The sequence below is a fragment of the Pseudoduganella sp. UC29_106 genome (assembly GCF_044055365.1).
Taxonomy (GTDB): domain Bacteria; phylum Pseudomonadota; class Gammaproteobacteria; order Burkholderiales; family Burkholderiaceae_D; genus Rugamonas.
The window spans coordinates 4,458,386-4,482,889 of record NZ_CP171977.1; the positions used below are offsets into that span (position 1 = coordinate 4,458,386).

The following is a 24,504-nucleotide window of genomic DNA, read 5'->3' on the forward strand; positions in this document are numbered from 1 at the left end:
GGAGCGTCGGCTGTTGGCCGGGTCCAGCCACCACTGACCGCCTGTTCAATAGACAAGGGGAATTAGTCTATATGGCACCTGCTCCATATAGGTGCGATATGCAGCGTCCTGCCGAAGCACGCGCTCCTCGCGCACGAGACGCAGGAGCATCAGCAGTATCACAGCGCAGGCGACGGCAAGATTGCGCCAGCTGCTGTTTGACAGCGCGTATCCGATGCCGCCCAAAAGGTAACTGGAGTACAGCGGATGACGCACTATGCGGTACAAGCCTGCAGTCTTGATGATTCGGCGCGCCGGGACGAGGCCGAAGCTCCGGTTCAGCGACAGCAGTCCAGCGATCTGCATTACGCAACCGAGCACCATCAGATGCCTGGCTTCGGACAGCAGTCCCCATTCGGCGGGTTCAAACAGCAACGGGCTGAAAGTGCCGACAACGCCGGCCAGCCAGTCCCAGGGATTACTTGAGACGGCCACTGGATTGCTGCGCATCAGGAACAGGAACGCCGCCAGCGTTTCGGCGGCGCAGAAGATCAGGTATGTCCAGTCGTCAAAGACGCGCCAGCTGTCGATGTGGGAGAGTGCGAATAGACCCCAGAGCGCGGCGAGCGCCAGGCCGCCAATGAAATTGGCGAGACGCGACCTGAACAGGGATGAGACTTGGAACATGGGGTGCAGCCGATTTTATGTGAAAGGTCTTTCTTTGCCGACCTCAGCCGACCCAGCGCAGCATAGCATTTTGCCGGAGGAAAAAATTCACACTTTGTAACGCGGACAAGAATGTTGTCAAGAGGAAGTACTGCAGCCGATTGCTGCAACATTAAAAAAACCCGAACTTAGGCACGCTACGTCCGCGAGCGCCCAATGAGCTCTGCGCCGTGTCCGCGCATGTGCAACGAAAGCGTCGGGCCGAGCGCCCCTCGCTCAGCCTACTTCACAGCAGGAGATACCGAGGCGCGGAATTGCGGGGCGCGGCGGGCCATCGTGGCTTGCTCGTAGGCGTAGGCCATGCCGATCAGGGAGGCGTCGCTGTAGGCGGTGCCGACGAAGCTGAGGCCGACGGGCAGGCCTTGCACGTGGCCGGCGGGGACCGTCACGTGCGGGTAGCCGGCGACGGCGGCGGGCGAGGAGAAGCTGCGGCCGTAGTGGTCGCCGTCGATGAAGTCCGTCAGCCAGGCGGGGCCGTCGGTGGGTGCGACCAGGGCGTCGAGCTGATGCTCTTGCAGGACTTTATCTATGCCCTCTTCGCGCGAGTAGCGGCGGTTGTTGGCCAGCGCGTCGATGTAGGCTTAGGCTATCCAGGCCTTCCTTCGCTTCGGCGCGTTCGAGGTATTCCTGGCCAAAGTATGGCAGCTCGAGCTGGGCGTTCTTTTTTGTTGAAGGCGATCAGGTCGGCCATGTTCCTGACCTGGGCGTCCGGCGCGTAGGTCTTGAGGTAGGCGGCGAGGTCGGACTTGAATTCGTAGAGCAGGACTTCGGTCTCGCTGTCGCCGTATTTGTCGGTGTTCGGCACTTGCACGTCAATCAGCACGGCGCCCTGTGCTTTCAGCGCGGACAGCGCTTTCTCCATCTCGGCATCGATCGCATCGCTGCCGCCGAAGAAGTTGGCGGGCGACGCCGAGGCGCTTCCCTTGCAAGGCGTTCTTGTCCAGCGCCTTGACGTAGTCGGCGGCTTTGCCGGAGCCTTCCTGCGTGATCGGATCGGCGGGGTCGACACCGGCCATGGCGGCCAGCATCAGGGCGGCGTCGGTCACGCTGCGGGCCATGGGGCCGGCGGTGTCCTGCGAGTGGGCGATGGGGATGATGCCGCTGCGCGAGACGAGGCCGATGGTGGGCTTGATGCCGACCAGGCCGCAGATCGAGGCAGGCGACACAATCGAGCCGTCGGTTTCGGTACCCACAGCGAGCGTGGCCAGTCCGGCTGCGATGGCGGCGCCGGCAACCGGACTGGAACCGCTGCAGTTGCGGTCCAGCGAATAAGGATTGCGGGTCAGGCCGCCGCGCGCGCTCCAGCCGCTGACGGAATGCGAGGAGCGCATATCGGCCCACTCGCTCAGATTGGTCTTGCCGATGATGACGGCGCCGGCGGCGCGCAACTGGGCGGCGACGTGGGAATCCCTGGCGGCGCGCACGCCGGCCAGCGCCAGCGATCCGGCAGTGGTACTCATGCGGTCCGCGGTGGCGATGTTGTCTTTGAGCAGGACGGGGATGCCGTGCAGCGGTCCCCGCAGGCGACGCTGCAGGCGCTCGCGGTCCATTTCGCGGGCGATTTTAAGCGCTTCGGGATTGATTTCGATGACGGCGTTGAGGCGGGGGCCGGCCTTGTCGATGTTGTTGATGCGGGCCAGGTATTGCGAGGTCAGCGAGTGGGAGGTCAGCTTGTTGGAAGCCATCAGCTCCTGCTGCAGCTGCACCCCTGCGTCGAGGATGCCGCCACTATTGGGTTTCGGTGCAGCCAGCGCTGCTTCTGGACGGGCCAGCGTGGCCGCGCCACCCGCGAATATTCCCATCCGAACAAAATTCCTGCGATCCATGCCATCCCCGCTGATGAACGATGCTGCAATATTGCCGAAAAGACGCAAACCGGTAGCATACCAGTGGGTTATTAAAAATTGCTATCAAAAAATACAAATTGTTGCCCAATTGCACATTTTCAGGAAAACCAAGGGCAAAGGCTGGTGTCAGCCACGATGTGGCTGACACCTGGTCGGAGGCGCGGGATAAAAAAAAGCCCGCGGCGGGCGGGCTTTTTTCGGTCGGCGGAGGGGCCGAGAATTAGTTGCGAACGACTTTTTTGAATTCGTTGGTGCGGGTGTCGATCTCGATCACGTCGTCCTGGCTCACGAACAGCGGAACCTGGATGGTGAATTGCTTGGATTCGATCGCGTTTTCGATCTTCGCTTCTTTCATCACGTTACCGGAGGTGTTGCCCTTCACTGCAGGCTCCGAGTATACGATCTGGCGAGCGATGGTGATCGGCAGTTCTACGGAGATAGCTTTGCCATCGTAGAACACTGCTTCGCATTCCATGCCATCCTTCAGGAAGTTGACGGCTTCACCCATGTTTTCTTCTCGATTTCGTACTGGTTGTACTCTTCGTCCATGAAGACGTACAGAGGATCAGCGAAGTACGAGTAGGTCACTGGCTTCTTGTCCAGGATCACCACGTCGAACTTGTCGTCGCCGCGGAATACGTTTTCCAGCGGAGCGTTGGTCAGCAGGTTCTTCATCTTCCACTTGTAAGTGAAGCCGGTGCGGCTGGAACCGTTGACGTCGGAGCGCAGGACGATGAACGGCTTGCCCTCAACCATGATGATGTTGCCGACACGAATTTCTTTTGCTGGTTTCATAAAAACTCTACGCTTATAAAGGGGGGTTGCAGTAACCGATCATTATAGCTCACTTTTCTCATTAGGCGTACTGGAGCGATCGGGCAAACTCCAGTAGATTGGTAGCGAGATCCCCATAGGGACCGCATCTGTTGCTGCCAGTCGACAGCGCGTTGCGTCAACGTTGGCAGGTCGGCCATCAGGCCCGGCCACAGCGAATTCCAGTCCTGGTTTTCGCTGGCGCCGTTCCAGGCCAGTGAGAATTCGGGCAGGCTGACGTTGCCAGCCGCGTAACGCTGCAGGAAGGCCCGCAACTTCTTGTGGTGCAAGTTTTCGTCCTGCGAATAGATGTGCCAGACGAAGGGTTTACAAGCCCATTGTGCGCGCACCCAGGAATCTTCGCCACGGACAAAGTTCAGGTCGCAGGACCAGAGCAGCTTGTCATAATCCGGCTGCGGCACGAAGGGGATCACGCGCACGGTCAGCGCGCCGTGGGTGCGCACGGCACCGGGGCGCAGCTTCGTCGCCGAGGAAGTCACGGACGGCATTGTCGGCAACGCCTTCAGGGGCCAGGCATACGATCGCGTCGCCGGCTGCCGCCCATGCGGTGAACAGTTCGGCAACTGGCGCATACGGGTAGCAGAACAGCGAGACTTTCAGCGCCGCCTGTTCGGCAGGCGTGACGCCGAGGCGCGCCATAAAGGCTGCGACATCGACGGCGTCAAAAGCCTGGCGCTGCGTTTCGAGTTCGCGCTCGACCAGCAGGCCGCCGGTGCGCTGCGTGAAGCCGGGGAAGAAGAAATGCTTGGTCAGCGGCAGGCGCGGATGCATGGACGGCAGGCGATGGCAGCCTTCCACCCACTCTTCCGCCGTCAGGCCTTCCAGGTTGAACCACACGGGCTTGCGCGAACGCTGCGCCATCGCTTCCACATAGCCGGGCGGAATATCGACGGCAAAGAATTCGATGACGATGTCCGCTACGTCGTCCGGCGTGAACACGCCTTCCTGGTCGCGCCAGTGACGCACGATGACGCCTTGCAGCGACTGCGTTTCAGCGGAGGTATCGACTTCCGGACAGATGCGGCGGAAGCTTGCCAGGTCGTCTACCCAGAGCGTGACGGCAATGCCGTGCTCCTGCCGGAGCTGCTTCGAGAGCCGCCAGCAAATACCGATGTCGCCAAAGTTGTCGACAACTTTGCAGAAAATGGCAAGAGAAGTGGTCAATGCGGAGGAAGGAAGTGTTTTGGCGTCCCCACGGGGATTCGAACCCCGGTACTCACCGTGAAAGGGTGATGTCCTAGGCCTCTAGACGATGGGGACCGGGACGTGCACTGCGCTTGAAAGATTTGACTTGGCGTCCCCACGGGGATTCGAACCCCGGTACTCACCGTGAAAGGGTGATGTCCTAGGCCTCTAGACGATGGGGACGTCGTAAAAGCGTGCGCGCATTATATCAGCGGTTCCCCGCTATTTCAAGGAGAAGAACGTCAGCCGGTTTGCGAACACGTAGTCTGATTCATAGAACATCATGGCGCACAGAACGAGGATTGCCACGGCGGAATGATGATGGCGTACTTCAGCGCCAGCCTCTCCCACTTCAGGTGCATGAAGATCGCGACAATGAAGCCGGCCTTCAGGATCATCAGGGTGATGATCAGCCCCCAGCGCAGCAAGCCCTGCACGTGGAAGAAGTCGACCAGGTAGGAAAACGTGCTCAGTACGAAGAGCAGGATCCAGACCTTGAAGTACACCCCAAGCGGGTGCTGTTGTGCAGTTGCGCCGGACATGGTCGCCTCCTACCACAGATAGAAGAATGCAAAGATGAACACCCACACAAGATCCACGAAGTGCCAGTACAGGCCCGTGATCTCGACGATGTCGTAACCCTTCTTGTCATAGAAACCGGACATCACGCGCTTGGCAATGATGGAAAGATAGATGACGCCCGCCGACACGTGCAGGCCGTGGAAGCCGGTGATCATGAAGAAGCAGGAGCCGAATTGCGCCGCGCCCATGGGATTGCCCCAGGGCCGCACGCCTTCGTGAATCAGCTTGCTCCATTCGAAGGCCTGCATGCCGACAAAGGTGGCGCCGAACAGCGCGGTTACCAGCATCAGGATGCCGGCTTTTTTCTTGTCGCGCCGATAGCCATAGTTGACCGCGAGCGCCATCGTGCCGCTGCTGGTGATCAGCACGAAGGTCATGATGGCGATCAGGATCAGCGGCAGCTGGGTGCCGGCGATGGTCAGCGAAAACACTTCACTGGGGTTGGGCCAGGCGGTGGTGGCCAGATGCGCACCGACATGTAGCCGGTGAGGAAGGTGCCGAAGATGAAGGTGTCGCTGAGGAGGAAGATCCACATCATGGCCTTGCCCCACGGGACGTGGAACGCGACCTTGTCGCCCGCCCAGTCGTTGACGAAGCCTTGCCAGCCTTGGGCTGACTGTGTTTGCGTCTCCATGGTTCACCTCACTGGTATGCCAACCGTCGTGCAGAATGCCCGGACCACTTCGGGCGTCACGTAGAACAGCAGCGCGAACACTGCGAGCCACAGGAAGAACAGGAAATGCCAGTACTGGGCGCACAGCGCGATGCCCTCGCCTACCCGCTCGGTGGCGCGGCCACGCAGGAAACCCGCCGCGACCAGCATGCCGGCGACCCAGGCCGCCCAGCACGTGCAGGCCGTGCAGGCCGGTGATCATATAGAAGAAGCTGTTGGCGGGATTGGCACGCAGGCCGTAGTCGCCGTCCGTCATGGCCTGCCAGGCTGCCAGCTGGGACGCGATGAAGCACAGCGCGAGCAGTAGTGCAAAGGCGCTGACCTTGCGGGCCGATTCACGGCGGCCCGCTTCGGCCTGGCGGCGCGCCGCCTCCCAGGTAACGCTGCCGGCCAGCAGCAGGGCTGTGCTGAGCCACAGCTGCCAGGGGATGTAATTCAGGCTGCGCCAGTCCTCATAGGCCATGCGCATTGCGTAGGCAAAGGCGAACAGCATGAACAGCGCGGACACCACGCCCATGAACACCCACAGCCCGACCTTGCGCGCGCCATGCGGCGCGGCCGGCCCGCCATTGTGGGCGCCCTGCCCTTCCGGCATCCGGGGAAGCCATTGCTGGTGCGGAGTGTGGCGCCGTTCATTTCGGCACCTCCACATCCTCACGGCTTGGCACGCTCGGCGGACGTGGCGGCGGCGTATGCGGCGGCGCGCCGTGTTCGTGCTGCTCCGGTCCCACGTTCTGCGGGAAGTAGTCCTCGCCGTTCGGCGCATCGCGGCCGTAGTCGTAGGCGCCACGGTAGGCCACCGGCAGTTCGGGGCCCCAGTTGCCGTGCTGTGGCGGCGTGTGCGGCGTGAACCATTCCAGGCTGGCCGCGCGCCACGGATTACAGCCGGCCGGCTTGCCGTTCCAGACGCTCCATGCCATGTTGAACAGGAAGACCAGTTGCGTCACGCCGACCACCAGCGCAGCCACAGTGATGAATTCGTTCATCGCATGGGCGGACGCCGGGATGAAGTTGTAGTTCTCGTAGGCGTAATAGCGGCGCGGCATGCCGAGGATGCCCAGGTAGTGCATGGGGAAGAAGATGGCGTAGGCGCCCAGGAAGGTGACCCAGAAGTGCAGCTTGCCCATCACTTCGTTGTACATGCGCCCTGTGGCTTTCGGATACCAGTGGTAGATACCGCCGAAGACCGCCAGCACCGGCGACACACCCATCACCATATGGAAGTGCGCAACCACGAAGTAAGTGTTGGACAGCGGGATATCCACGCTGACATTGCCGAGGAAGAGGCCAGTCAGCCCGCCTATCAGGAAGGTCGAGATGAAGCCGAGCGCGAACAGCATGGGGACCGTTAAATGAATGTCGCCGCGCCACAGGGTCAGCGTCCAGTTATAGACCTTGAGCGCGGTGGGCACCGCGATGATCAGCGTGGTGGTGGCGAAGAAGAAGCCGAACCAGGGATGCATGCCGCTCACATACATGTGGTGGGCCCACACGACGAAACTCAGGCCGCCGATGATAACGATCGCCCACACCATCATGCGGTAGCCGAAGATCTGCTTGCGGGCGTGCACGCTGATCAGGTCCGAAATCACGCCGAAGGCCGGAAGCGCCACGATGTACACCTCGGGGTGGCCGAAGAACCAGAACAGGTGCTGGAACAGCAAGGGGCTGCCGCCCTTGTAGCCCAGTTGCTGGCCCATGGACAGGATGGCGGGCATGAAGAAGCTGGTGCCGAGCGCCTTATCGAGGAGCATCATTACGCCGCTGACGAAGAGCGCGGGGAAGGCCAGCAGGGCCAGTACGGTGGCGATGAAAATGCCCCACACCGTCAGCGGCATGCGCATCAGCGTCATGCCGCGCGTGCGCGCCTGCAGCACGGTGGTGACGTAATTCAGGCCGCCCATGGTGGCGGCCACGATGAACACGATCAGCGAAACCAGCATCACGATGATGCCGCCCTCCACGCCCGGCGTGCCGGGCAGGATGGCTTGCGGAGGATACAGCGTCCAGCCGGCGCCGGTGGGGCCGCCGGGGACGAAGAAGCTGGCGCACAGGATCACGACCGCCAGCAGGTAGAACCAGTAGCTGAGCATGTTCAGGAAGGGGAACACCATGTCGCGCGCGCCCACCATCAGCGGGATCAGGTAGTTGCCGAAGCCGCCCAGGAACAGCGCCGTCAGCAGGTAGATCACCATGATCATGCCGTGCATGGTAATGAACTGGTAATAGCTGGCCGGATCGATGAACTGGAACTTGCCCGGGAAGCCGAGCTGCAGGCGCATCAGGTCGGACAGCACCAGGCCAATCACGCCGACGAAAACGGCCGTCAGCGTGTACTGGATGGCGATGACCTTGTGGTCCTGGCTCCAGACATACTTGGTCCAGAAGCTTTGCGGGCCATGGTCGTGCTCCTGCCCGTGCTCGGTTGCATGCTCTTCGCCGTATGCCATGCGCGTTCTCCTCAGCGGACCGTCTTGATGTAATCAACCAGCGCCGTCAGATCTTCCTCGCTCATCGGAGTGGGCGGCATCACGGGCGGGAAGCCCTTGACGATCTGCGCCTTCGGATCGGTGATCGAGTGCTTCAGGTAGGCATCGTCGGCCGTCACGGTGCCGCCGCCTTCCAGCGTCTCCGTCTTGCCGTACAGGCCTTTCCAGCTGGGGCCCACGCCCGGCGAGCCATCCACGCTATGGCAGGCGATGCAGCCCTTGGACTGGGCGATCAGACGGCCCTGCTTGCCCGGCTCGGCGGGTCCGCCCACCCCGCCCGGCACGCCGCCGCCAAAGGTCGGCTGCTTGGCCAGCCAGGCCGCGTAGCTTGGCGCATCATCGACCACGACAGCGCTGCGCATATTCGAGTGCCCACGCCGCACAGCTGGGCGCACAGCACTTCGTAGCGGCCGATCTTGGTCGGGGTCAGCCAGAAGTGGGTGACGATGCCGGGCACGCATATTCATGCGGGTGCGGAACTGCGGCACGTAGAAGTCGTGCAGCACATCCTGGGCGCGCAGGTTGGCCTTGACCGGCTTGTCGACCGGCAGGTGGATTTCCTGGCCATCGACCAGCACATCATCCTGGCCGGCCGGGTCCTGCGGATCGATGCCGAAAGGATTGGTGGGGTTCATGAAGCGCACGTCCGTCTTGCCCATCTTGCCGTCCTTGCCCGGCAGGCGGTAGTGCCATTGCCATTGCTGGCCCATGACTTCGAACACCATCGCATCCGGCGGCGGAGTGATCAGCTTGGCGTACACGGACAGGCCCGGCGCCAGCATGGCGATGATGCCCACCGAGGTGCCGGCGATCAGCCACCATTCCAGCTTGCGGTTATGGGATTCGGCTGCCGCCCGGTGCCCTTCCCGGTGCCGGGACTCTGACCACGGCATAGGCGACGAAGATGTGGAGGATGATGAATAGCGCGGCGGTGATGACCAGGGTGATCATCAGGGCATCGTCCATCTCCTGCCAGTTGGAGGCGATGGGCGTCAGCCACCAGGGGCTGAGGAAGTGGAAGATAATCGCGCCAAGAACAATCAGTATGAGTGAGAGTGCCAACGCCATGATAAATGAGCCCGATAAGTTATAGGGAAACTACGGGAACGCCTCGCCCGAGCAAGGGACGAGGCGCAAGGGGCTACATTTATTCAGGTCTTGTCTGGCCGTTCCAGCAGTCGGTAGAACCATGCGGCACAAGCGCCGAACGCGATGTGGCCGATAAAGGCGGGCCAGCCGCGCAGGTCGGCAAACCAGGAGAAGGCGCCGGACATGCCGTAGAAGTTCAGTACATAGAGCAGCACGCCAAAGGCGGCGCCGGTCATGATGACCATGCCATTACTCGAGTCGAGCTGGAAAGGCGCGATGATCGCCGCCAGCATCAGTGCAAAGGTAATGCCCAGGATATAGTGGACCACGAGGGCCGCAATCACAATGCTGAGGCTGTACCCGGATGTTTCCAGCACCTCCCAGCCCATCACCATGGCCGCAACCATGCGTGAGATCAGCCAGGGGTCGCCGCCTCGGATGGCCGTGTAGGCCAACTCCAGCAACATCAGGATACCGCCGGCTCCGAAACCGGCAATGGCAGCGGCGGTCCAGTCACCCTGGCGCGCCACCCAGCGATGCGAATGCATGCGAAGTTCCATGACTTCCTCCTGTGCGGGGTCCGTAATCCATCTTAGTACGGATTTCGCAACATGCAAAGGAAACAAGCTTGGTGATAATTTAGGCAGCTTTGCGACAGACCAAAGGCCAATGAAGGAAGGAAAATCGTGGCGTCCCCACGGGATTCGAACCCCGGTACTCACCGTGAAAGGGTGATGTCCTAGGCCTCTAGACGATGGGGACCTGATGGACTGTTGTCTCTGTGCCGCATTTTTGGTGGAGGTAAGCGGGATCGAACCGCTGACCCCTTGCATGCCATGCAAGCGCTCTCCCAGCTGAGCTATACCCCCGCTGGCACAGAATAATCTAACTGGCGTCCCCACGGGGATTCGAACCCCGGTACTCACCGTGAAAGGGTGATGTCCTAGGCCTCTAGACGATGGGGACCTGTTGGACTGGTACTACACACTACTATCAACCCGTGCTGCTTGGTGGAGGTAAGCGGGATCGAACCGCTGACCTCTTGCATGCCATGCAAGCGCTCTCCCAGCTGAGCTATACCCCCGTATGCGGGCACAGATTGTTACTGCTCTTGGCGTCCCCACGGGGATTCGAACCCCGGTACTCACCGTGAAAGGGTGATGTCCTAGGCCTCTAGACGATGGGGACCCTGGACTTACTTTTTACTGCTTCTCTTCGCTGAACTGGTGGAGGTAAGCGGGATCGAACCGCTGACCTCTTGCATGCCATGCAAGCGCTCTCCCAGCTGAGCTATACCCCCGTTTCGCGAAGAGACAGAAGTATAGCAGCCCTTCCGTGAATTGCAAATGCCAATTTGCAAGATTGTCGAAAAATTCTAAACCCACGGCAGACCCTGGTGGCAGGCACGATGTGCCAGCCACCGGTTTTGGGCCGCAGGTGCAAATTTGGGCCTGCGGCACATAACAGGTGGCTGGCACATCGTGCCTGCCACCAGGGGTTGGGGTGGGTTTTACAGGTAAGCAGCCAGGCGCGCGGAGACGACGTCGCGGCCGAACAGCTGCAGCACAGCATCAATCGCCGGCGTCTGCAGCTGGCCAGCAACGAAGAGGCGCAGTGGCATGGCCAGCTGCGGCATTTTCAGGCCGTTGGCGGCCAGCACTTCCTTGATCATGGCCGCAATCGCTTCCTTGGTCCACTCCACCGTCTTGATGCGCTCGGCGAACATGGCCACAGCCGGCTTCACGGCGTCCGTGTAGTGCTGGGCCAGCAGCTCCGCTTCCGGTTTCGGCTCACGGTAGAACAGCATGGACGCGTCGGCCAGCTCGTTGATGGTGTTGGTGCGGTCCTTCAGCAACGCCAGCACCAGCGGCAGCTCAGGCGCGCCTTCCAGCTTGCCGCCGTCGGCGATCAGCTTCGGCTTGACCAGCTCGGCCAGGCGGGCGTTGTCGGCCTGCTTGATCCAGTAGTTGTTCAGCCAGGCCAGCTTTTCGTAGTTGAACTGGGCGGCGGACGCGGTCAGGCTCTCCAGGTTGAACCACTCGCAGAACTGCTGGATCGAGAAGATTTCATCGTCGCCGTGCGACCAGCCCAGGCGGGCCAGATAGTTCAGCATGGCTTCCGGCAGGTAGCCCTGGGCCGGGTATTCCATCACGCTGACGGCGCCGTGGCGCTTGGACAACTTCTGGCCGTCCGAGCCGAGGATCATCGGCAGATGGCCGTATTCCGGCAGCGGTGCGCCGATCGCGCGCAGGATGTTGATCTGGCGCGGGGTGTTGTTGACGTGGTCGTCGCCGCGCAGCACGTGGGTGATCTTCATGTCCCAGTCGTCGACCGCGACGCAAAAGTTGTAGGTCGGCGTGCCGTCCGGACGGGCGATCACCAGGTCATCCAGCTCCTTGTTGGAGATGGTAATGGTGCCCTTCACCACGTCGTTCCAGGTCACGTCGCCATCCAGCGGATTCTTGAAGCGCACCACGGGCTTGCGCTCAACCGGCACGGGCGGCAGGGTCTTGCCCTCTTCCGGACGCCAGGTGCCGTCGTAGCGCGGCTTCTCGCCGGCGGCGGTGGCGCGGTCGCGCATGGCCTGCACTTCTTCCGGCGACGAGTAGCAGTAATAAGCGGTGCCGGCCGCCAGCATCTGCGCGATCACTTCGCGGTAGCGGTCCATGCGCTGCATCTGGTAGAACGGACCTTCGTCATGGTCCAGGCCCAGCCACTTCATGCCGTCCAGGATGGCCTGCACGGCTTCCGGGAGTCGAACGTTCCAGGTCGGTATCCTCGATGCGCAGCACGAAGGTGCCGCCAAAGTGACGGGCAAAGGCCCAGGAATACAGCGCCGTGCGGGCGCCGCCCACGTGCAGGAAGCCGGTCGGGCTGGGTGCGAATCGGGTACGTACTGGAGTGGCGGGTGCGGTCATTTCAGTCGGAAAGCAAAGATGTAAAGGCAGATATTTTACCTGCAAAGCCCTTATACTCGAACCGGACAATAAAAATGGAGACGACCTTGAGACCTTCGACTTGCCTCTTTTGCCGCCGCCGGCCTGCTGGCCGCCCTTCCCGCTTTCGCCCAGGACAGCCGCCTCGCCGTCGAGCAGGGTTTGCTGCCCGCCGTCGCGCTGCAGGGCACGCAGCCGGTCAAGCGCAAGCTGGCCGACGAGATGGCGCGGCTGGCGGTGCCCGGCATCAGCGTCGCGGTGATCCACGGTGGCGGCATCGAATGGGCCAAGGGCTATGGCGTGGTGACCCCGGGCGGCGCGCCGGTCACGGCTGGCACGCTGTTCCAGGCCGCGTCCATCAGCAAGCCGGTGACGGCGATGGCGGCGCTGAATATGGTCGAACGGGGCCGGTTCGCGCTGGACCAGGACATCAACAGCTACAGCTCGCGCTGGAAGCTGCCGAATAATGATCCGAGCGGCACGCCGGCCACGCTGCGCCAGCTGCTGTCGCATACTGCCGGCATCACGGTGCACGGCTTCCCAGGCTACGAAGTCGGCAAGCGGTGCCGACGCTGCTGCAGCTGCTGAACGGGGCGACGCCGTCCAATACGCGCGGCGTGCATGTCAGCACTCGCCCCGGCAGCACCTGGCGCTATTCGGGCGGCGGCTATGAAGTGGTGCAGTACATGATGCAGGAGCGCGGCAAGGCCGATTTCGCGGCGCTGATGCAGGAGACGGTGCTGCAGCCGGTCGGCGTGCAGGACAGCACCTATGCCCAGCCGCTGCCCCCTGCCCTGCTGGCGCGCGCGGCGCTGCCGCATGACGGCAAGGGCAAGCCTGTCGCCGGTGGCCCGCACATCTATCCGGAGCAGGCGGCGGCCGGCCTGTGGACCACACCGAGCGATCTGGCGCGCTTTGCGATCGAAGTGCGGCAGTCGGCCGCGGGACAGTCGAATAAGGTGCTGTCGCAATCGATGACGCAGCTGATGCTGTCGCCGGTGATGGCCAACTTCGGCCTGGGCCTGCATGTGGAGGGCGATGGCCAGGCGCAGACCTTCAGCCACGGCGGCTCCAATGCGGGCTACCGCACCACGATGGTGGCCTACACAGAACGCGGCGACGGCGTGGTGGTGATGACCAACGGCGACCGTGGCGACGAGCTGGCGGGCGAAGTGGTGCGCGCGGTGGCGGCGGCTTATAACTGGCCTACGCAGCGCATGAAGGAGAAGCGCGCGGTGGCGGCCAGCGCGGCCATGCTGGCGACGATGCCGGGCAAGTATTCCGTCGGCGCGGCGGGCGATTTCACCATCAGCCGCGAGGGCGATGGGTTAGTGGTGGAGATGGTTGACGGGCAGCGCGAGCCTTTATACCCGGGCGTTGGCGAAACGTGGTTTATTTTGTGGCGCGATTATGAGTTGCGGTTTGATGGCGCGGGCAAGGGGCGATTGGTGGCGCCGGGGTTCGAGATGCCGTTCACGCGGGCTAAGTAAGCTTCGCGGCGCGGGACAAGGTTCGCGCCGCGGGACACGCACGCACGGCGGATCAATGATCCGCCCTACGCACCCCGACGGCCCACACACCGCGGCGCCGGCGGTTTATTTGACCGTGACGTTGATCGTCTTGCTCAGACCCTGGCCGTACGACTGGTGGGCGCCGTTGGCGAACTGCATGGTCAGCTTGTACTTGCCCGGCGGGAGCTTCACCTCGGTCTCGGTCTGTCCCTTACCGAAGTGCATATGGGTTTCGTCGAAAGGAATCGCCTCGCCGGCCTTCATGCTTTCGGCGTTGATGAGCAGGTGGTGGTGGCCGGTATTGGCGCTCATGTCGCCGGCCGGCTTCACGTCCATGCCATTCACGGCGAACTTCACCTTGAACGGGCTGGTGACGGTGGCGCCGTCCTGCGGCTCGACGAAGGATACGGATTGTGCAGCCGCGCCGAAAGCGATGCTGCCGAGTGCCATGGCCAGCATGGCGCGTTTAACGATTTGCATGTGTCTCTCCCAGGATTGAAGGTCCTACATACTTCATCACCAGCCCTTCGGGCCAACCGCCCAGCCAGCGCCAGGCGACGCAAAAGCTACCGCATTGACCGGCGTGCCATCCAGCCACACCCAGGTCTTGCCCGCATCGCGCGAGATGCCCGAACCGGCCAGGCCGCCCGCCACGAACGCCTGCGGCGCGCCCGGCACGGGGGCCACAGCCGACATATAGCCGGCCGGCAGCACGGAGGCCGCCGTCCACGTGGCGCCGCCATCGTCGCTGCGCGCGCCGTTCAGTGTGGACAGCGCCGGCTCCTTGTAATCACCGCCAACGGCAATGCCGGTGCGGCCGTCGCGGAAGCCGACGGAGAAAATGCCCTTGCTTGCGGCACCCGCCGGGATTGGCAGCGGCGCCGCGCGCCAGGTCCGGCCACGGTCGGCCGAATGGAACACGCGCGCCGTTTGCGCGCCGCCGGTGGCGAACCAGGCATCGCTGCTGCCGGAAACGGACAGGCAGGTACCGCTGGCCGCAAACGCGCCCTCGCTCTTCAGCGCCGCAAGTCCGTGCGGGTCGCTGGCTGGCTGCCAGCTGTCGCCGCCGTCGGACGTGGTGAAGATGCGGAAGGCGCCGTTGACCGGGTCGCCGAACAGGATGCCGTTGCGCGCATCCCAGAAGGCGATGGCGTCCCAGAAGCCGTCCTTGTCCGGATTGGTGATCAGCAGCTGCCAGGTGGCGCCACCGTCCTTGGTGCGGTACAGGCGCGACGCGTCGCCGGGGCCGGCGGACATGATGATGGCCGTGTTGGCGTCGAAAAGCCTGGATATCGCGGAAGTCGAGCGCGTCGGCCTCCGGCACCGGCAGGCGTTGCCAGGTTTTGCCGCCATCGAGTGTGCGCAGCACCCGTGCCTTTGGCTCCGCTGGCCCAGGCAACGGACGCACTGACGGGCGCAATGCCGCGCAATTCGGCCTCGCTGCCGCTGGCCTGCGGCGCCCACGACAGAGGCGCGGACACCGCCGTGCCCTGCCCCGGCCCCGCCTGCGCGGCCAGCGTGCTTTGCGCCAGCGCTGCGGCGCAGGCCAGGACACCAAGTACGGCGGCGAGTGCGCGCGTCACCATCAGTCGTTCTTGACCACGATGGACGGGAACTTGCTGCTCATATCCTTCGCCTTCTCCGCCACCTTGACCGCGATCTTGCGCGCGATTTCCTTGTAGATGGCCGCAACCGGGCCGTCCGGTTCGGCGACCACGGTCGGCTTGCCCGAATCGGTCTGCTCGCGGATGGACAGCTTCAGCGGCAGCGCGCCCAGGAACTCGGCGCCGAAGTCCGCGCACATCTTGGCGCCGCCGCCCTCGCCGAAGATCGCCTCGGTATGGCCGCAGTTCGAACAAATATGGGTGCTCATATTCTCCACCACGCCCAGGATAGGGATGCCGACCTTCTCGAACATCTTCAGGCCCTTGCGCGCGTCCAGCAGAGCGATGTCCTGCGGGGTGGTCACGATCACGGCGCCGGTGACCGGCACTTTCTGCGACAGCGTCAGCTGGATATCGCCGGTTCCCGGCGGCATATCGACGATCAGGTAATCCAGGTCGCGCCAGTTGGTCTGCTCCAGCAGCTGCTGCATGGCCTGGGTGACCATCGGGCCGCGCCACACCATCGGCTCGTCCGGATCGATGAGGAAGCCCATCGAGGTCACCTGCACGCCGTGGTTTTCCATCGGCTCCATGGTCTTGCCGTCGTTGGTGACGGGACGGCCGCTCACGCCCAGCATCATCGGCTGCGAGGGGCCGTAGATGTCGGCGTCCAGCACGCCGACCGACGCGCCTTCGGCGGCCAGCGCCAGCGCCAGGTTGACGGCCGTGGTCGATTTGCCAACACCGCCCTTGCCCGAGGCCACGGCGATGATGTTCTTCACGTTCGGCAGCAGCTTCAGGCCGCGCTGTACGGTGTGGGAAATGATCCTGGTGCTGATGTTCAGCGTCACCTTGCCGCCCAGCGGGGCCAGCGCGGCCAGCACGGCGGCGCGGATGCCCTCGATCTGGCTCTTGGCCGGGTAGCCCAGTTCAATGTCCAGCGCGATATCGCTGCCGTCGACCTTCAGGTTGCGCACGGATTTGGACGTCACGTCATCCTTGCCGGTATTCGGGTCCAGCACCTTGACCAGTGCTGCCTTGACGTCTTCTGCTGTGATGCTCATGTATTTCTCCGTAAGTGATGCCGCAGTCTAGCGCAAAATGGACAGAAATACATCGCAAAACCCTCCCGGCTGCCCGGGAGTCCCTTACGCTGGTAAAATGCCTACTTTTCCAACACCTTAATCGCGCATCAATCATGACTCGCAAGCTGTTTGTCACCACTGCACTGCCATACGCTAACGCTGCCTTCCATATTGGCCATATGATGGAATACATCCAGGCCGACATCTGGGTCCGTTTCCAGCGAATGCAGGCCGAGGGCAATGGCCTGCGCGAAGTGCACTTCGTGGGCGCCGACGATACCCACGGCACGCCGATCATGATCGCGGCGGAAAGGAAGGCATCACGCCGCAGGAATTCGTGGCCAAGATCGCCGCCGGCCGCGCGCAATACCTGGACGGTTTCCATATCGCCTTCGACAATTGGTATTCGACCGATTCGCAGGAAAACGTCGAGCTGTCGCAGGGCATCTACCGCAAGCTGCGCGACGCTGGCCTGATCCAGACCAAGACCGTGGACCGCTTCTTCGACCCGGTCAAGGGCATGTTCCTGGCCGACCGCAATATCAAGGGCGAGTGCCCGAAGTGCGGCGCCAAGGACCAGTATGGCGACAACTGCGAAGTGTGCGGCGCGGCCTACCAGCCGACCGACCTGGTGAACCCGTACTCGGTGTTCACCAACGCCACGCCGATCCTGAAGCCTTCGGAGCAGTACTTCTTCAAGCTGTCCGACCCGCGCTGCTTCGAATTCCTGCGCGACTGGCTGAACACGCCGGGGCGCCTGCAGCCGGAAATGGTCAATAAAGTGTCCGAGTGGCTGGGCGAAGCGGGCGAGAAGCTGGCGGACTGGGACATCTCGCGCGATGCGCCCTACTTCGGCATCCCGATTCCCGATGCGCCGGGCAAGTACTTCTACGTCTGGCTGGACGCGCCGGTCGGCTACCTGGCATCGCTGAAGAATTACTTCGGCAAGAAAGGCATCGACTACGACGCTTTCCTGCGCGATCCGGGCGCCGAGCAGATTCACTTCATCGGCAAGGATATTGTGTCCTTCCACCTGCTGTTCTGGCCTGCGATGCTGAAGTTCGCCGACCACCCGACCATCGAGCACATGCGCGTGGCGGTGCACGGCCACCTGACCGTGAACGATGAAAAGATGTCCAAGTCGCGCGGCACCGGCATTTCGCCACTGCGCTACCTGAACCTGGGGCATGAATCCGGAATGGCTGCGCTACTACATCGCCTTCAAGCTGAACTCCAAGGTGGAAGACCTGGACTTCACCGGCGAAGATTTCGTGGCGCGTGTGAATTCGGACCTGATCGGCAAGTACGTGAACATCGCTTCGCGCTGCGCGGGCTTCATTGCCAAGAAGTTCGATGGCAAGCTGGCTGGTTCGCTGTCTTCCTCTTCGCTGGAGTGGATCAACAAGGCCCTGCTGGCAGCGGACGGCTCCGAGCGCCAGGCGTCGATTGCGGCGCATTTCGAAGCGCGCGAATTCGGCAAGGCCCTGCGCGAAATCATGGAAATCGCCGACGTGGCGAACCGCTTCGTGGACGAGAACAAGCCGTGGATCCTGGCCAAGGACGAGTCCAAGGTCGCGGAACTGCACGACGTCTGCACCACGGCGCTGATCCTGTTCCGTCAGCTGTCCATCCTGCTGTCGCCGGTGCTGCCGCACGTGGCGGCCAATGTGCGCGGCTTCCTGAACGATGATAGCTTCGCGTGGGCCGATACCGACGTGGCGTCCGGCGCGGCATGGAAGCCGATGCTGGGCCGTACCATCGGTGCCTACAGCCACCTGATGACGCGCGTGGACCCGAAAATGATCGAGGATCTGTTCGAGCCTGCGACGCCGGCCGCTCCGGCTGCCGCCCCTGCTGCCGCCGCAAGCGCCGCCGCACCGGCCGCCGCGGAAGCCGGCGCTGCTGCCGACGGCATGGAGGAACTGGCGCCCGAGATCTCGATCGACGATTTCGCCAAGGTCGACCTGCGCATTGCGAAGATCGTCAACTGCGAGCACGTGGAAGGCGCGGGCAAGCTGCTGCGCCTGACGCTGGACGTGGGCGAAGGCCGTCACCGCAACGTCTTCTCCGGCATCAAGTCGATGTACAAGCCGGAAGACCTGGTCGGCAAGCTGACCGTGATGGTGGCCAACCTGGCGCCGCGCAAGATGAAGTTCGGCGTGTCCGAAGGGATGGTGCTGGCGGCGTCGGCGGCCGATGAGAAGGCCAATCCGGGCATCTACATCCTGAATCCGTGGCCGGGCGCCGAACCGGGCATGCGCATCCGCTAAACCATCATGGACATACTGGTTCGGGAAGCGACTGCGGACGATGCGCAGCTGATTGCCGACCTCACGCGCGCGGCGTGGGCCGGCAAGGTCAGCGTCACTTCCAGTGGACACCGGGAAACCGCCGTCAAGGTCGCGGATCACCTCCGCGACGGCGGCGGTTTTATCTTGCTGGACGGGGATAAGCCGATCGGCTCCGTGCGCTGGCTGCCGCGGGATGCCGAGCCGGATGTGTGGGAAATCCTGCGCATGGGCGTGCTGCCCGAGTACCGCGGTACCAATTTATCGCAGCACCTGCTGGAAGCCGTGATCCACCACGCCCTCGCGGCCGGCATCGAGGAACTGCGCCTCGCCGTACGCAGCGACCAGCCCAAGCTGATCGACTTTTACACTGCTTACGAATTCGAACTCGCCGCCGAGCTCGAATACTCGCACGCCAATCCGCTCGAACCCGCGCCCCTCGTCATGCGCCGCCTGCTGCGCTACTGATCCGCCTCAAGGCGCCGTGCGTCAAAATCCGATAGATTCATCGGATGAAATTCTCAGCGAGCAAATGGCTCGCATATACATTCCTGGTCGGACTGATACCGATGCTCACCAGGCTGCTGGTGTGGACGACGGCCGCTGCCGACAGCATTGATCCTGTCTCCACGCCAGACCTCATCGCCCTGAGGACTCGTATTTCATGTGTCGGTCATCAATGAACTTGAGCATTTGCCGGCCGCACTCAAAGACTGGAAATCCATACAGAGCGGTACGGCATTGTTGTTCATTGCTTTGTACGGTGCGCTCTGTACTTTGGCTATCATTGGAGATAATGCCCCGGGCGTAGTGGACGCAAGGACTGTACTCTTCATGAGCATGTCACTTGCCTTTGCATCAGCTTTGATCGGCGTAACCGTAGCGATCAGACTTTCTAAGTAGGCCCCATATGCTGGACGTTCTTGCTTATATCATTGGTTTTATCGGCGTAACAGTCGGGCTCGGCGTATCCATTTGGAATATTGTCTATGCTCCCAAAAAATATCCGTTCAACCTGGAACGCGACGACGAGTAGGCAATTAGTTGCGGCGGAGGGCGTACCAGGCGCAGACGGCGACAGGGGCGCCGAGAGTGATGGCGGAAATGGTGTCCCACAGGCCGTCGCCGAGGAGCGCGGAAATCAGGCCGATTGAGGTGAAGAGGCGAAGCGCGATCGGGGCGCTCCACATTTTCATATTCACGTTTTAACTCCAAAGTTGCAGTCGATGTGCGCACAAAATGCGAATGATTCGCGTTTACACGGATATTACCTGCTAGGTGTGATTTTGGCCAGGGTGGCGAATCACTCTTCCAGCAGGCGTCGGCAAGCTGGTCGTCAAGGCGGCGATGCTTAGGGACGCGGCGCTCGACCTGCTGCTCGGCGCGCATCCGGGTTTGGTCAACCAGCAAGAGCGCGGTTTGCAGTGCTTCGCTCATGCTTTTGGCGGCCAGCTGCATTGCCTCAACTGGCGAAAGCTCGGGCGGCTTGATCCGATTATTTATTTCCCGCCTCAATTTGTCCGCCGGTGACCATTCCTTATCCAGCGGCCGGCGTATCCAAAGGTCGCGCCACGCATTACGAGGCTCGCCAGCCGCCGTGGCGGCCATTTGACTTGGCGACATTATCTTTCCGCGAAATTTCAGCCTGTCATCCACAATCTCGCCGTAAAACAATTGATCGGCGCAGCGCATTCGCAAGCGGGTGCCGCTGGGAAGAAGAAGACATTTCCACTGATAACCGGTCGAGGAAACGTCCGCCGCCTGCTCGGCTCTTATCCACTGTCCGACCGCGCGGGCAATCGCTTCCGTAATACTGAGCGAACTGCCCGAAGTATGCAAGAAAAGCGCAAGTTCAGAATAACTCGCAAACGGCATCGGATTTTGATTGTCCATTTCACCGCCCTCCTTCATCTTTAGAGAATGGAGGGTGCTATAAGTTCCCGAGTCAGTCGCCAGAATTGTCTATTTTGGCCGCCTATTCTTGCCTATTTCTGCCTATTTTTGTCTATTTTTCCCGTGACGCGTGCTATAGGCAAAAATAGACAAAAATAGGCAGGAATAGGCACCCGAAATAGGCAGTTCTGGCGACTGACTTGGATCGACATAGGACACCCTTTATCGCCGCGGCCGCGCGCGGAGCGTGGGCGGGCGAGCGCGGCGGGCGGGCCGCTCGGGGGCCGAAGGGCAGCGATCGTCGCTTACGTGCTCGCTTGTGGCGTGATCGCACTAATAGTTGGCGCAATGAGGACGGAGGCGACGGGTTTGGGCGGCTTCGGGATGGGCTTTTCGCAGGCTGCGAGGAGAGGTGCGGCGAGGGCGAGAGCGAGGATGAGCTTGGGCATGATGGCCTCCAGATGGGGCCATAGTGGCAGATTGCGCCGGACAGCGGCGCACGGGCAAAAAGCGCGGCCAGGTAGCGCGGCCGACAAGCGACGCGGAAGATATTAACGGCGGGACGAAACGATAATGCCGCCGACAATCAGCATAAAGGCCAGCCCGTGATAAAGCTGCGGCGCCTCGCCGAGAAACAACGAAGACAGCAGCGCAGTAAATAAAGGCGTGAGATTAACGAAAAACGCTCCGATGGCCGGGCCGGCCGCCTGAACTCCGGCGCCCCAGCAACGGAAAGCAATAATGGCAGGACCGATTGCGACATATAACAGGGCCGCAATTAAAGTCCAGCTCCAATGAACGGTTGCCGGTGATAAAGCCCACTCGCCCGCCGCAAATAATCCGGACCAGACCGCGCCAAATCCAACTTGCGCGACAAGGAAATTCGCCCAATGTCCCCGAATATCAGACGGGCCGGAAGTCCGGATCAAAAGCCAGCTATATAGAGACCAGGCAATGGTGGCGAGAATCATGAATATATCGCCGGCCACCAGGCGCAATTCCATTAAATGTGCAAATTCGCCACGTGCCAGAACGAGCAATACGCCGGCAATGGACAAAACCGCGCCCGTGACCTGGCGGCGGGAAACGCCGGCGCCGAAGAATAGCCAGCCGGTCAGCATCATCCAGACCGGCATGCCGGACGCGACCAGCGTCACATTAATCGGGGTCGAACTTTGCAGGGCCAGGTATTGCAAGGCGTTGTACATGCCGATGCCGAGCAGGCCCAGCACCGCGTAGCGGCGCCAGTGCGGCCACAGCGAGCTGCCCGCGCCAAACACAGGACCGGCCAGCGGCAGCAACAACACGAGCGCAATCGCCCAGCGCAGGAAATTCAGCAGGATGGGCGGCACCATCTCATGCACCATGCGTCCCACGATGGCATTGCCCGCCCGAAGGATCGGTGGGATGGTCAGCAGAAGGGCGACACGCGGCGTGAGGCGATGGGACATGTTCAGCGAGCAAAATAAAGTTGTCGGGAAGGATACGCCATTCGTGGCGATCTCGCACAAGACGTCAAAAACGGCCAAGTTTCGCTTGTGCGGGTCTCGATGCACTGCAACAATTGACTGAACTAACAATATTAGAAGTCACTCATGAAAAACAAGTTAGTGCTGGCTGGCTTGCTGGCCCTCCCCTGCGCCGCCATGGCGCAAACGGCCATCAATATCTACGGCGTCATCGACCTGTTCGCCGGCCGCAACGCCACCGCCTCCGCGCCACAAAGCACCCCTGTGCTGACCAGCGGCGGCATGATCACTTCCTATTATGGCTTCGGCGGCAGCGAGTCGCTGGGCAATGGCCTGAAGGCCAATTTCGCGCTGGAAGGCTTTTACCGCGCCGACACTGGCGAAGCTGGCCGCTTCCCCAACGAAGCCATGTTCGCCCGCGCCGCCAACGTCGGCTTCAGCGGTGACTTCGGCCTGGTGCGCATGGGCCGCGTAGTCAACCCGCTGTTCGTGGCCGTCGGCCAGATCAACCCTTTCGGTCCGTCGACCCGCCTGTCGCCGATGATCAACCAGATGTTCACGGTGGCCGGCGGCAACGCCACCTTTGGCGACACCGGCTGGAGCAACGCCATCGGCTACACCTCGCCGACCATCCATGACACCACCGTCGTCGCCCAGTATTCGCTCGGCGAAACGCCCGGCCAGACGAACAATAACTGGGCGGCCGTGGCGAAATATGCCGGCCCCACGCTGGCCGTCACGCTGGGCGCGCAGAATGTGAAGACCGGCACCGGCATCACCGCCGCCGGCCCCAGCCAGAAAACCTGGCTGGCCGCCGCCTCCTACGACTTCAAGGCCATCAAGCTCTTCGCCTCCTACAGCCACCACGACACCGACATCAGCAACCGCACCGGCCGCATTACGCACGGCGGCTTCACCGTGCCCACCTACCAGGGCCTGGGGCGCTGGATGTTCGCCGTTTCGCGCCTGGAAGAGACCGCCAGCGGCAGGGCCGACTTCCACCGCGACACCGGCGCCATCGGTTACGACCACAATCTTTCCCTCCGTACCGACCTGTACACGGTCTTCATGCGCGACAAACTGAGTACCGGCAGCAACGGAAACACCTTCGTAGCAGGCATCCGCCATCGTTACTAAGATGAAATCCGGTAAAATATCCGCTGCCGAACCTTTCATTTTCACGATATGAAATTCCTCAAACAGAACCACAAGTACGAGTCCGACCACACCCTGTTCATCAAGTCGCTGAAGGAAAAGAACCCTCAGATCGAAGCAGGCCAGCAAGCCGGCCGCGCCATCCTGTGGGACCAGGCGTCCCGCACCCTGGACGAGCAGGAGCGCGTGCGCACCTCGACCGTCAAGCAGCAAGCTTACGTATACCAGAACAAGGTATAAACCCAGCCAGGACGACAGCGCATGTCGCCAAAAGACGCGACGCAGGACGAGAACGCGGAGCCAGGCTCCGCAGCACTCGACGTCGCCGCGGATGTGCCGCCTGACGCAGGCGGCGCCGGCGCCCCGGCTGAAGCCGATGGCGCCGCTTTGGCGCGCCTGTACGGCGAACCTCTGCTGCGTCTGCCCAATGACCTCTATATTCCACCGGACGCCCTGGAAATTTTCCTGGAAGCGTTCGAAGGTCCGCTTGACCTGCTGCTGTACCTGATCCGCAAGCAGAACTTCAACATCCTCGATATCCCGATGGCCCAGGTCACGCTTCAATACCTGAAGTATGTGGACCAGATCCGCCTATCCAACCTGGAACTGGCGGCCGAGTACCTGCTCATGGCCGCGATGCTGATCGAAATCAAATCGCGCATGCTGCTGCCGCAGCGCCACCACGATATCGAACTGGAAGCGGAAGACCCGCGTGCCGAACTGGTGCGCCGCCTGCTCGAATACGAGCAGATCAAGCTGGCCGCCTACGACCTCGGCACCCTGCCCCAGGTCGGCCGCGATTTCGTCCGCACCCAGATCTTTATCGAGCAAAGCCTGGTGCCGATCTGGCCGGACGTGAACGTGGACGACTTGCAGGCAGCCTGGCGCGACCTGATGAAGCGCGCCAAACTCAAACAGCACCACAGAATCACGCGCGAGGAACTCTCGGTGCGTGAACACATGACGGCCATCCTGCGCAAGCTGCAGTCCAGCCGTTTCGTCGAGTTTGCCGACCTGTTCGACGCGGAATCGACCCCGCCCGTCGTCGTGGTGAATTTTGTGGCGATGCTGGAACTGGCCAAGGAAACCCTGATCGAAATCACCCAGGCGGAACCGTTCGCACCGATTTACGTGCGCCTCGCGTATTCGCCCGCATAAC

General features: G+C 62.0%; 15 protein-coding genes, 8 tRNA genes and 9 pseudogenes. 8 read left to right on the forward strand and 24 right to left on the reverse strand.

Going from position 1 to position 24,504, the window contains the following annotated elements:
- Positions 1 to 45: 45 nt before the first annotated feature.
- From ACHMW6_RS22185 to gltX, 19 genes and pseudogenes are all read right to left on the reverse strand, one after another.
- The gene (locus ACHMW6_RS22185; RefSeq protein WP_395399969.1) at positions 46 to 666 is read right to left on the reverse strand and encodes a methyltransferase family protein; all 621 of its coding nucleotides are present in this window, start codon (positions 664 to 666) and stop codon (positions 46 to 48) included.
- Between the two features lie 260 nt (positions 667 to 926).
- Positions 927 to 2,507, reverse strand: a pseudogene (locus ACHMW6_RS22190) (amidase).
- Positions 2,508 to 2,772: 265 nt separating this feature from the next.
- Positions 2,773 to 3,347, reverse strand: a pseudogene (locus ACHMW6_RS22195) (elongation factor P).
- Between the two features lie 61 nt (positions 3,348 to 3,408).
- A pseudogene (gene earP, locus ACHMW6_RS22200) lies at positions 3,409 to 4,550 on the reverse strand (elongation factor P maturation arginine rhamnosyltransferase EarP).
- A gap of 20 nt (positions 4,551 to 4,570) precedes the next feature.
- Positions 4,571 to 4,646 (reverse strand) — tRNA-Glu (locus ACHMW6_RS22205).
- A gap of 32 nt (positions 4,647 to 4,678) precedes the next feature.
- Positions 4,679 to 4,754 (reverse strand) — tRNA-Glu (locus ACHMW6_RS22210).
- Between the two features lie 39 nt (positions 4,755 to 4,793).
- Positions 4,794 to 5,113 (reverse strand): annotated as a pseudogene (locus ACHMW6_RS22215) (cytochrome C oxidase subunit IV family protein).
- A gap of 9 nt (positions 5,114 to 5,122) precedes the next feature.
- Positions 5,123 to 5,787: pseudogene (locus ACHMW6_RS22220) on the reverse strand (heme-copper oxidase subunit III family protein).
- A gap of 265 nt (positions 5,788 to 6,052) precedes the next feature.
- Positions 6,053 to 6,478, reverse strand: a pseudogene (locus ACHMW6_RS22225) (hypothetical protein); the annotation flags it as partial.
- A complete protein-coding gene (gene ctaD, locus ACHMW6_RS22230) occupies positions 6,459 to 8,276 on the reverse strand; it encodes a cytochrome c oxidase subunit I (RefSeq protein WP_395399971.1) in 1,818 nt (605 codons plus the stop codon). The gene ctaD and the pseudogene ACHMW6_RS22225, both read right to left, overlap by 20 nt.
- A gap of 11 nt (positions 8,277 to 8,287) precedes the next feature.
- Positions 8,288 to 9,383, reverse strand: a pseudogene (locus ACHMW6_RS22235) (c-type cytochrome).
- An 83-nt stretch (positions 9,384 to 9,466) separates the two neighbouring features.
- Positions 9,467 to 9,964: a hypothetical protein gene (locus ACHMW6_RS22240; RefSeq protein ID WP_395399973.1), complete on the reverse strand. Its 498-nt coding sequence runs from the start codon at positions 9,962 to 9,964 to the stop codon at positions 9,467 to 9,469.
- A 127-nt stretch (positions 9,965 to 10,091) separates the two neighbouring features.
- A tRNA-Glu gene (locus ACHMW6_RS22245) sits at positions 10,092 to 10,166 on the reverse strand.
- Positions 10,167 to 10,197: 31 nt separating this feature from the next.
- Positions 10,198 to 10,273, reverse strand: a tRNA-Ala gene (locus ACHMW6_RS22250).
- 21 nt (positions 10,274 to 10,294) lie between these two features.
- Positions 10,295 to 10,370, reverse strand: a tRNA-Glu gene (locus tag ACHMW6_RS22255).
- Positions 10,371 to 10,412: 42 nt separating this feature from the next.
- A tRNA-Ala gene (locus tag ACHMW6_RS22260) sits at positions 10,413 to 10,488 on the reverse strand.
- Positions 10,489 to 10,516: 28 nt separating this feature from the next.
- A tRNA-Glu gene (locus ACHMW6_RS22265) sits at positions 10,517 to 10,592 on the reverse strand.
- A 36-nt stretch (positions 10,593 to 10,628) separates the two neighbouring features.
- Positions 10,629 to 10,704 (reverse strand) — tRNA-Ala (locus ACHMW6_RS22270).
- Between the two features lie 210 nt (positions 10,705 to 10,914).
- A pseudogene (gltX, locus tag ACHMW6_RS22275) lies at positions 10,915 to 12,322 on the reverse strand (glutamate--tRNA ligase).
- A gap of 180 nt (positions 12,323 to 12,502) precedes the next feature.
- On the opposite strand from gltX, the gene ACHMW6_RS22280 reads away from it, so the two are divergent.
- The gene (locus ACHMW6_RS22280) at positions 12,503 to 12,928 is read left to right on the forward strand and encodes a serine hydrolase domain-containing protein (protein ID WP_395399975.1); all 426 of its coding nucleotides are present in this window, start codon (positions 12,503 to 12,505) and stop codon (positions 12,926 to 12,928) included.
- Positions 12,904 to 13,830: a serine hydrolase domain-containing protein gene (locus tag ACHMW6_RS22285; RefSeq protein ID WP_395399977.1), complete on the forward strand. Its 927-nt coding sequence runs from the start codon at positions 12,904 to 12,906 to the stop codon at positions 13,828 to 13,830. The genes ACHMW6_RS22280 and ACHMW6_RS22285 overlap by 25 nt, the downstream gene beginning before the upstream one ends.
- A 105-nt stretch (positions 13,831 to 13,935) precedes the next feature.
- On the opposite strand, the gene ACHMW6_RS22290 is transcribed toward ACHMW6_RS22285, so the two are convergent.
- Positions 13,936 to 14,331, reverse strand: a complete 396-nt coding sequence (locus ACHMW6_RS22290; protein ID WP_395399979.1) for a DUF4399 domain-containing protein — start codon at positions 14,329 to 14,331, stop codon at positions 13,936 to 13,938.
- Positions 14,332 to 14,367: 36 nt separating this feature from the next.
- On the reverse strand, positions 14,368 to 15,108 hold the full coding sequence (locus tag ACHMW6_RS22295; protein WP_395399981.1) for a WD40/YVTN/BNR-like repeat-containing protein: 741 nt from the start codon (positions 15,106 to 15,108) through the stop codon (positions 14,368 to 14,370).
- Positions 15,109 to 15,222: 114 nt separating this feature from the next.
- On the opposite strand from ACHMW6_RS22295, the gene ACHMW6_RS22300 reads away from it, so the two are divergent.
- Entirely contained in the window at positions 15,223 to 15,450 is a 228-nt protein-coding gene (locus tag ACHMW6_RS22300; protein ID WP_395399983.1) for a hypothetical protein, read from the forward strand.
- Here ACHMW6_RS22300 and apbC read toward each other — a convergent pair.
- Positions 15,437 to 16,519, reverse strand: coding sequence for an iron-sulfur cluster carrier protein ApbC (gene apbC / locus ACHMW6_RS22305; RefSeq protein WP_395399985.1), 1,083 nt, complete (start codon positions 16,517 to 16,519; stop codon positions 15,437 to 15,439). The genes ACHMW6_RS22300 and apbC overlap by 14 nt on opposite strands.
- Positions 16,520 to 16,653: 134 nt before the next feature.
- On the opposite strand from apbC, the pseudogene metG reads away from it, so the two are divergent.
- Positions 16,654 to 18,810, forward strand: a pseudogene (gene metG / locus ACHMW6_RS22310) (methionine--tRNA ligase).
- Positions 18,811 to 18,816: 6 nt separating this feature from the next.
- A complete protein-coding gene (locus ACHMW6_RS22315; protein ID WP_395399987.1) occupies positions 18,817 to 19,296 on the forward strand; it encodes a GNAT family N-acetyltransferase in 480 nt (159 codons plus the stop codon).
- 519 nt (positions 19,297 to 19,815) lie between these two features.
- On the opposite strand, the gene ACHMW6_RS22320 is transcribed toward ACHMW6_RS22315, so the two are convergent.
- Both ACHMW6_RS22320 and ACHMW6_RS22325 read right to left on the reverse strand, forming a co-directional pair.
- Positions 19,816 to 20,721 carry a hypothetical protein gene (locus ACHMW6_RS22320; RefSeq protein WP_395399989.1) on the reverse strand — a complete coding sequence of 302 codons (906 nt, stop codon included), beginning with the start codon at positions 20,719 to 20,721 and terminating at the stop codon, positions 19,816 to 19,818.
- Positions 20,722 to 21,272: 551 nt separating this feature from the next.
- Entirely contained in the window at positions 21,273 to 22,172 is a 900-nt protein-coding gene (locus tag ACHMW6_RS22325; RefSeq protein ID WP_395408689.1) for a DMT family transporter, read from the reverse strand.
- Positions 22,173 to 22,316: 144 nt separating this feature from the next.
- Here ACHMW6_RS22325 and ACHMW6_RS22330 point away from each other — a divergent pair, with 144 nt between their 5' ends.
- Genes ACHMW6_RS22330 through ACHMW6_RS22340 form a run of 3 tightly spaced genes read left to right on the forward strand, consistent with a single transcriptional unit; the run spans position 22,317 to position 24,503 of the window.
- Positions 22,317 to 23,327 carry a porin gene (locus ACHMW6_RS22330; RefSeq protein WP_395399991.1) on the forward strand — a complete coding sequence of 337 codons (1,011 nt, stop codon included), beginning with the start codon at positions 22,317 to 22,319 and terminating at the stop codon, positions 23,325 to 23,327.
- A 48-nt stretch (positions 23,328 to 23,375) separates the two neighbouring features.
- The gene (locus ACHMW6_RS22335; protein WP_395399993.1) at positions 23,376 to 23,585 is read left to right on the forward strand and encodes a DUF3460 family protein; all 210 of its coding nucleotides are present in this window, start codon (positions 23,376 to 23,378) and stop codon (positions 23,583 to 23,585) included.
- 21 nt (positions 23,586 to 23,606) lie between these two features.
- Complete coding sequence (locus ACHMW6_RS22340) at positions 23,607 to 24,503, forward strand: segregation and condensation protein A (protein ID WP_395399995.1); 897 nt, start codon at positions 23,607 to 23,609, stop codon at positions 24,501 to 24,503.
- Position 24,504 lies beyond the last annotated feature (1 nt).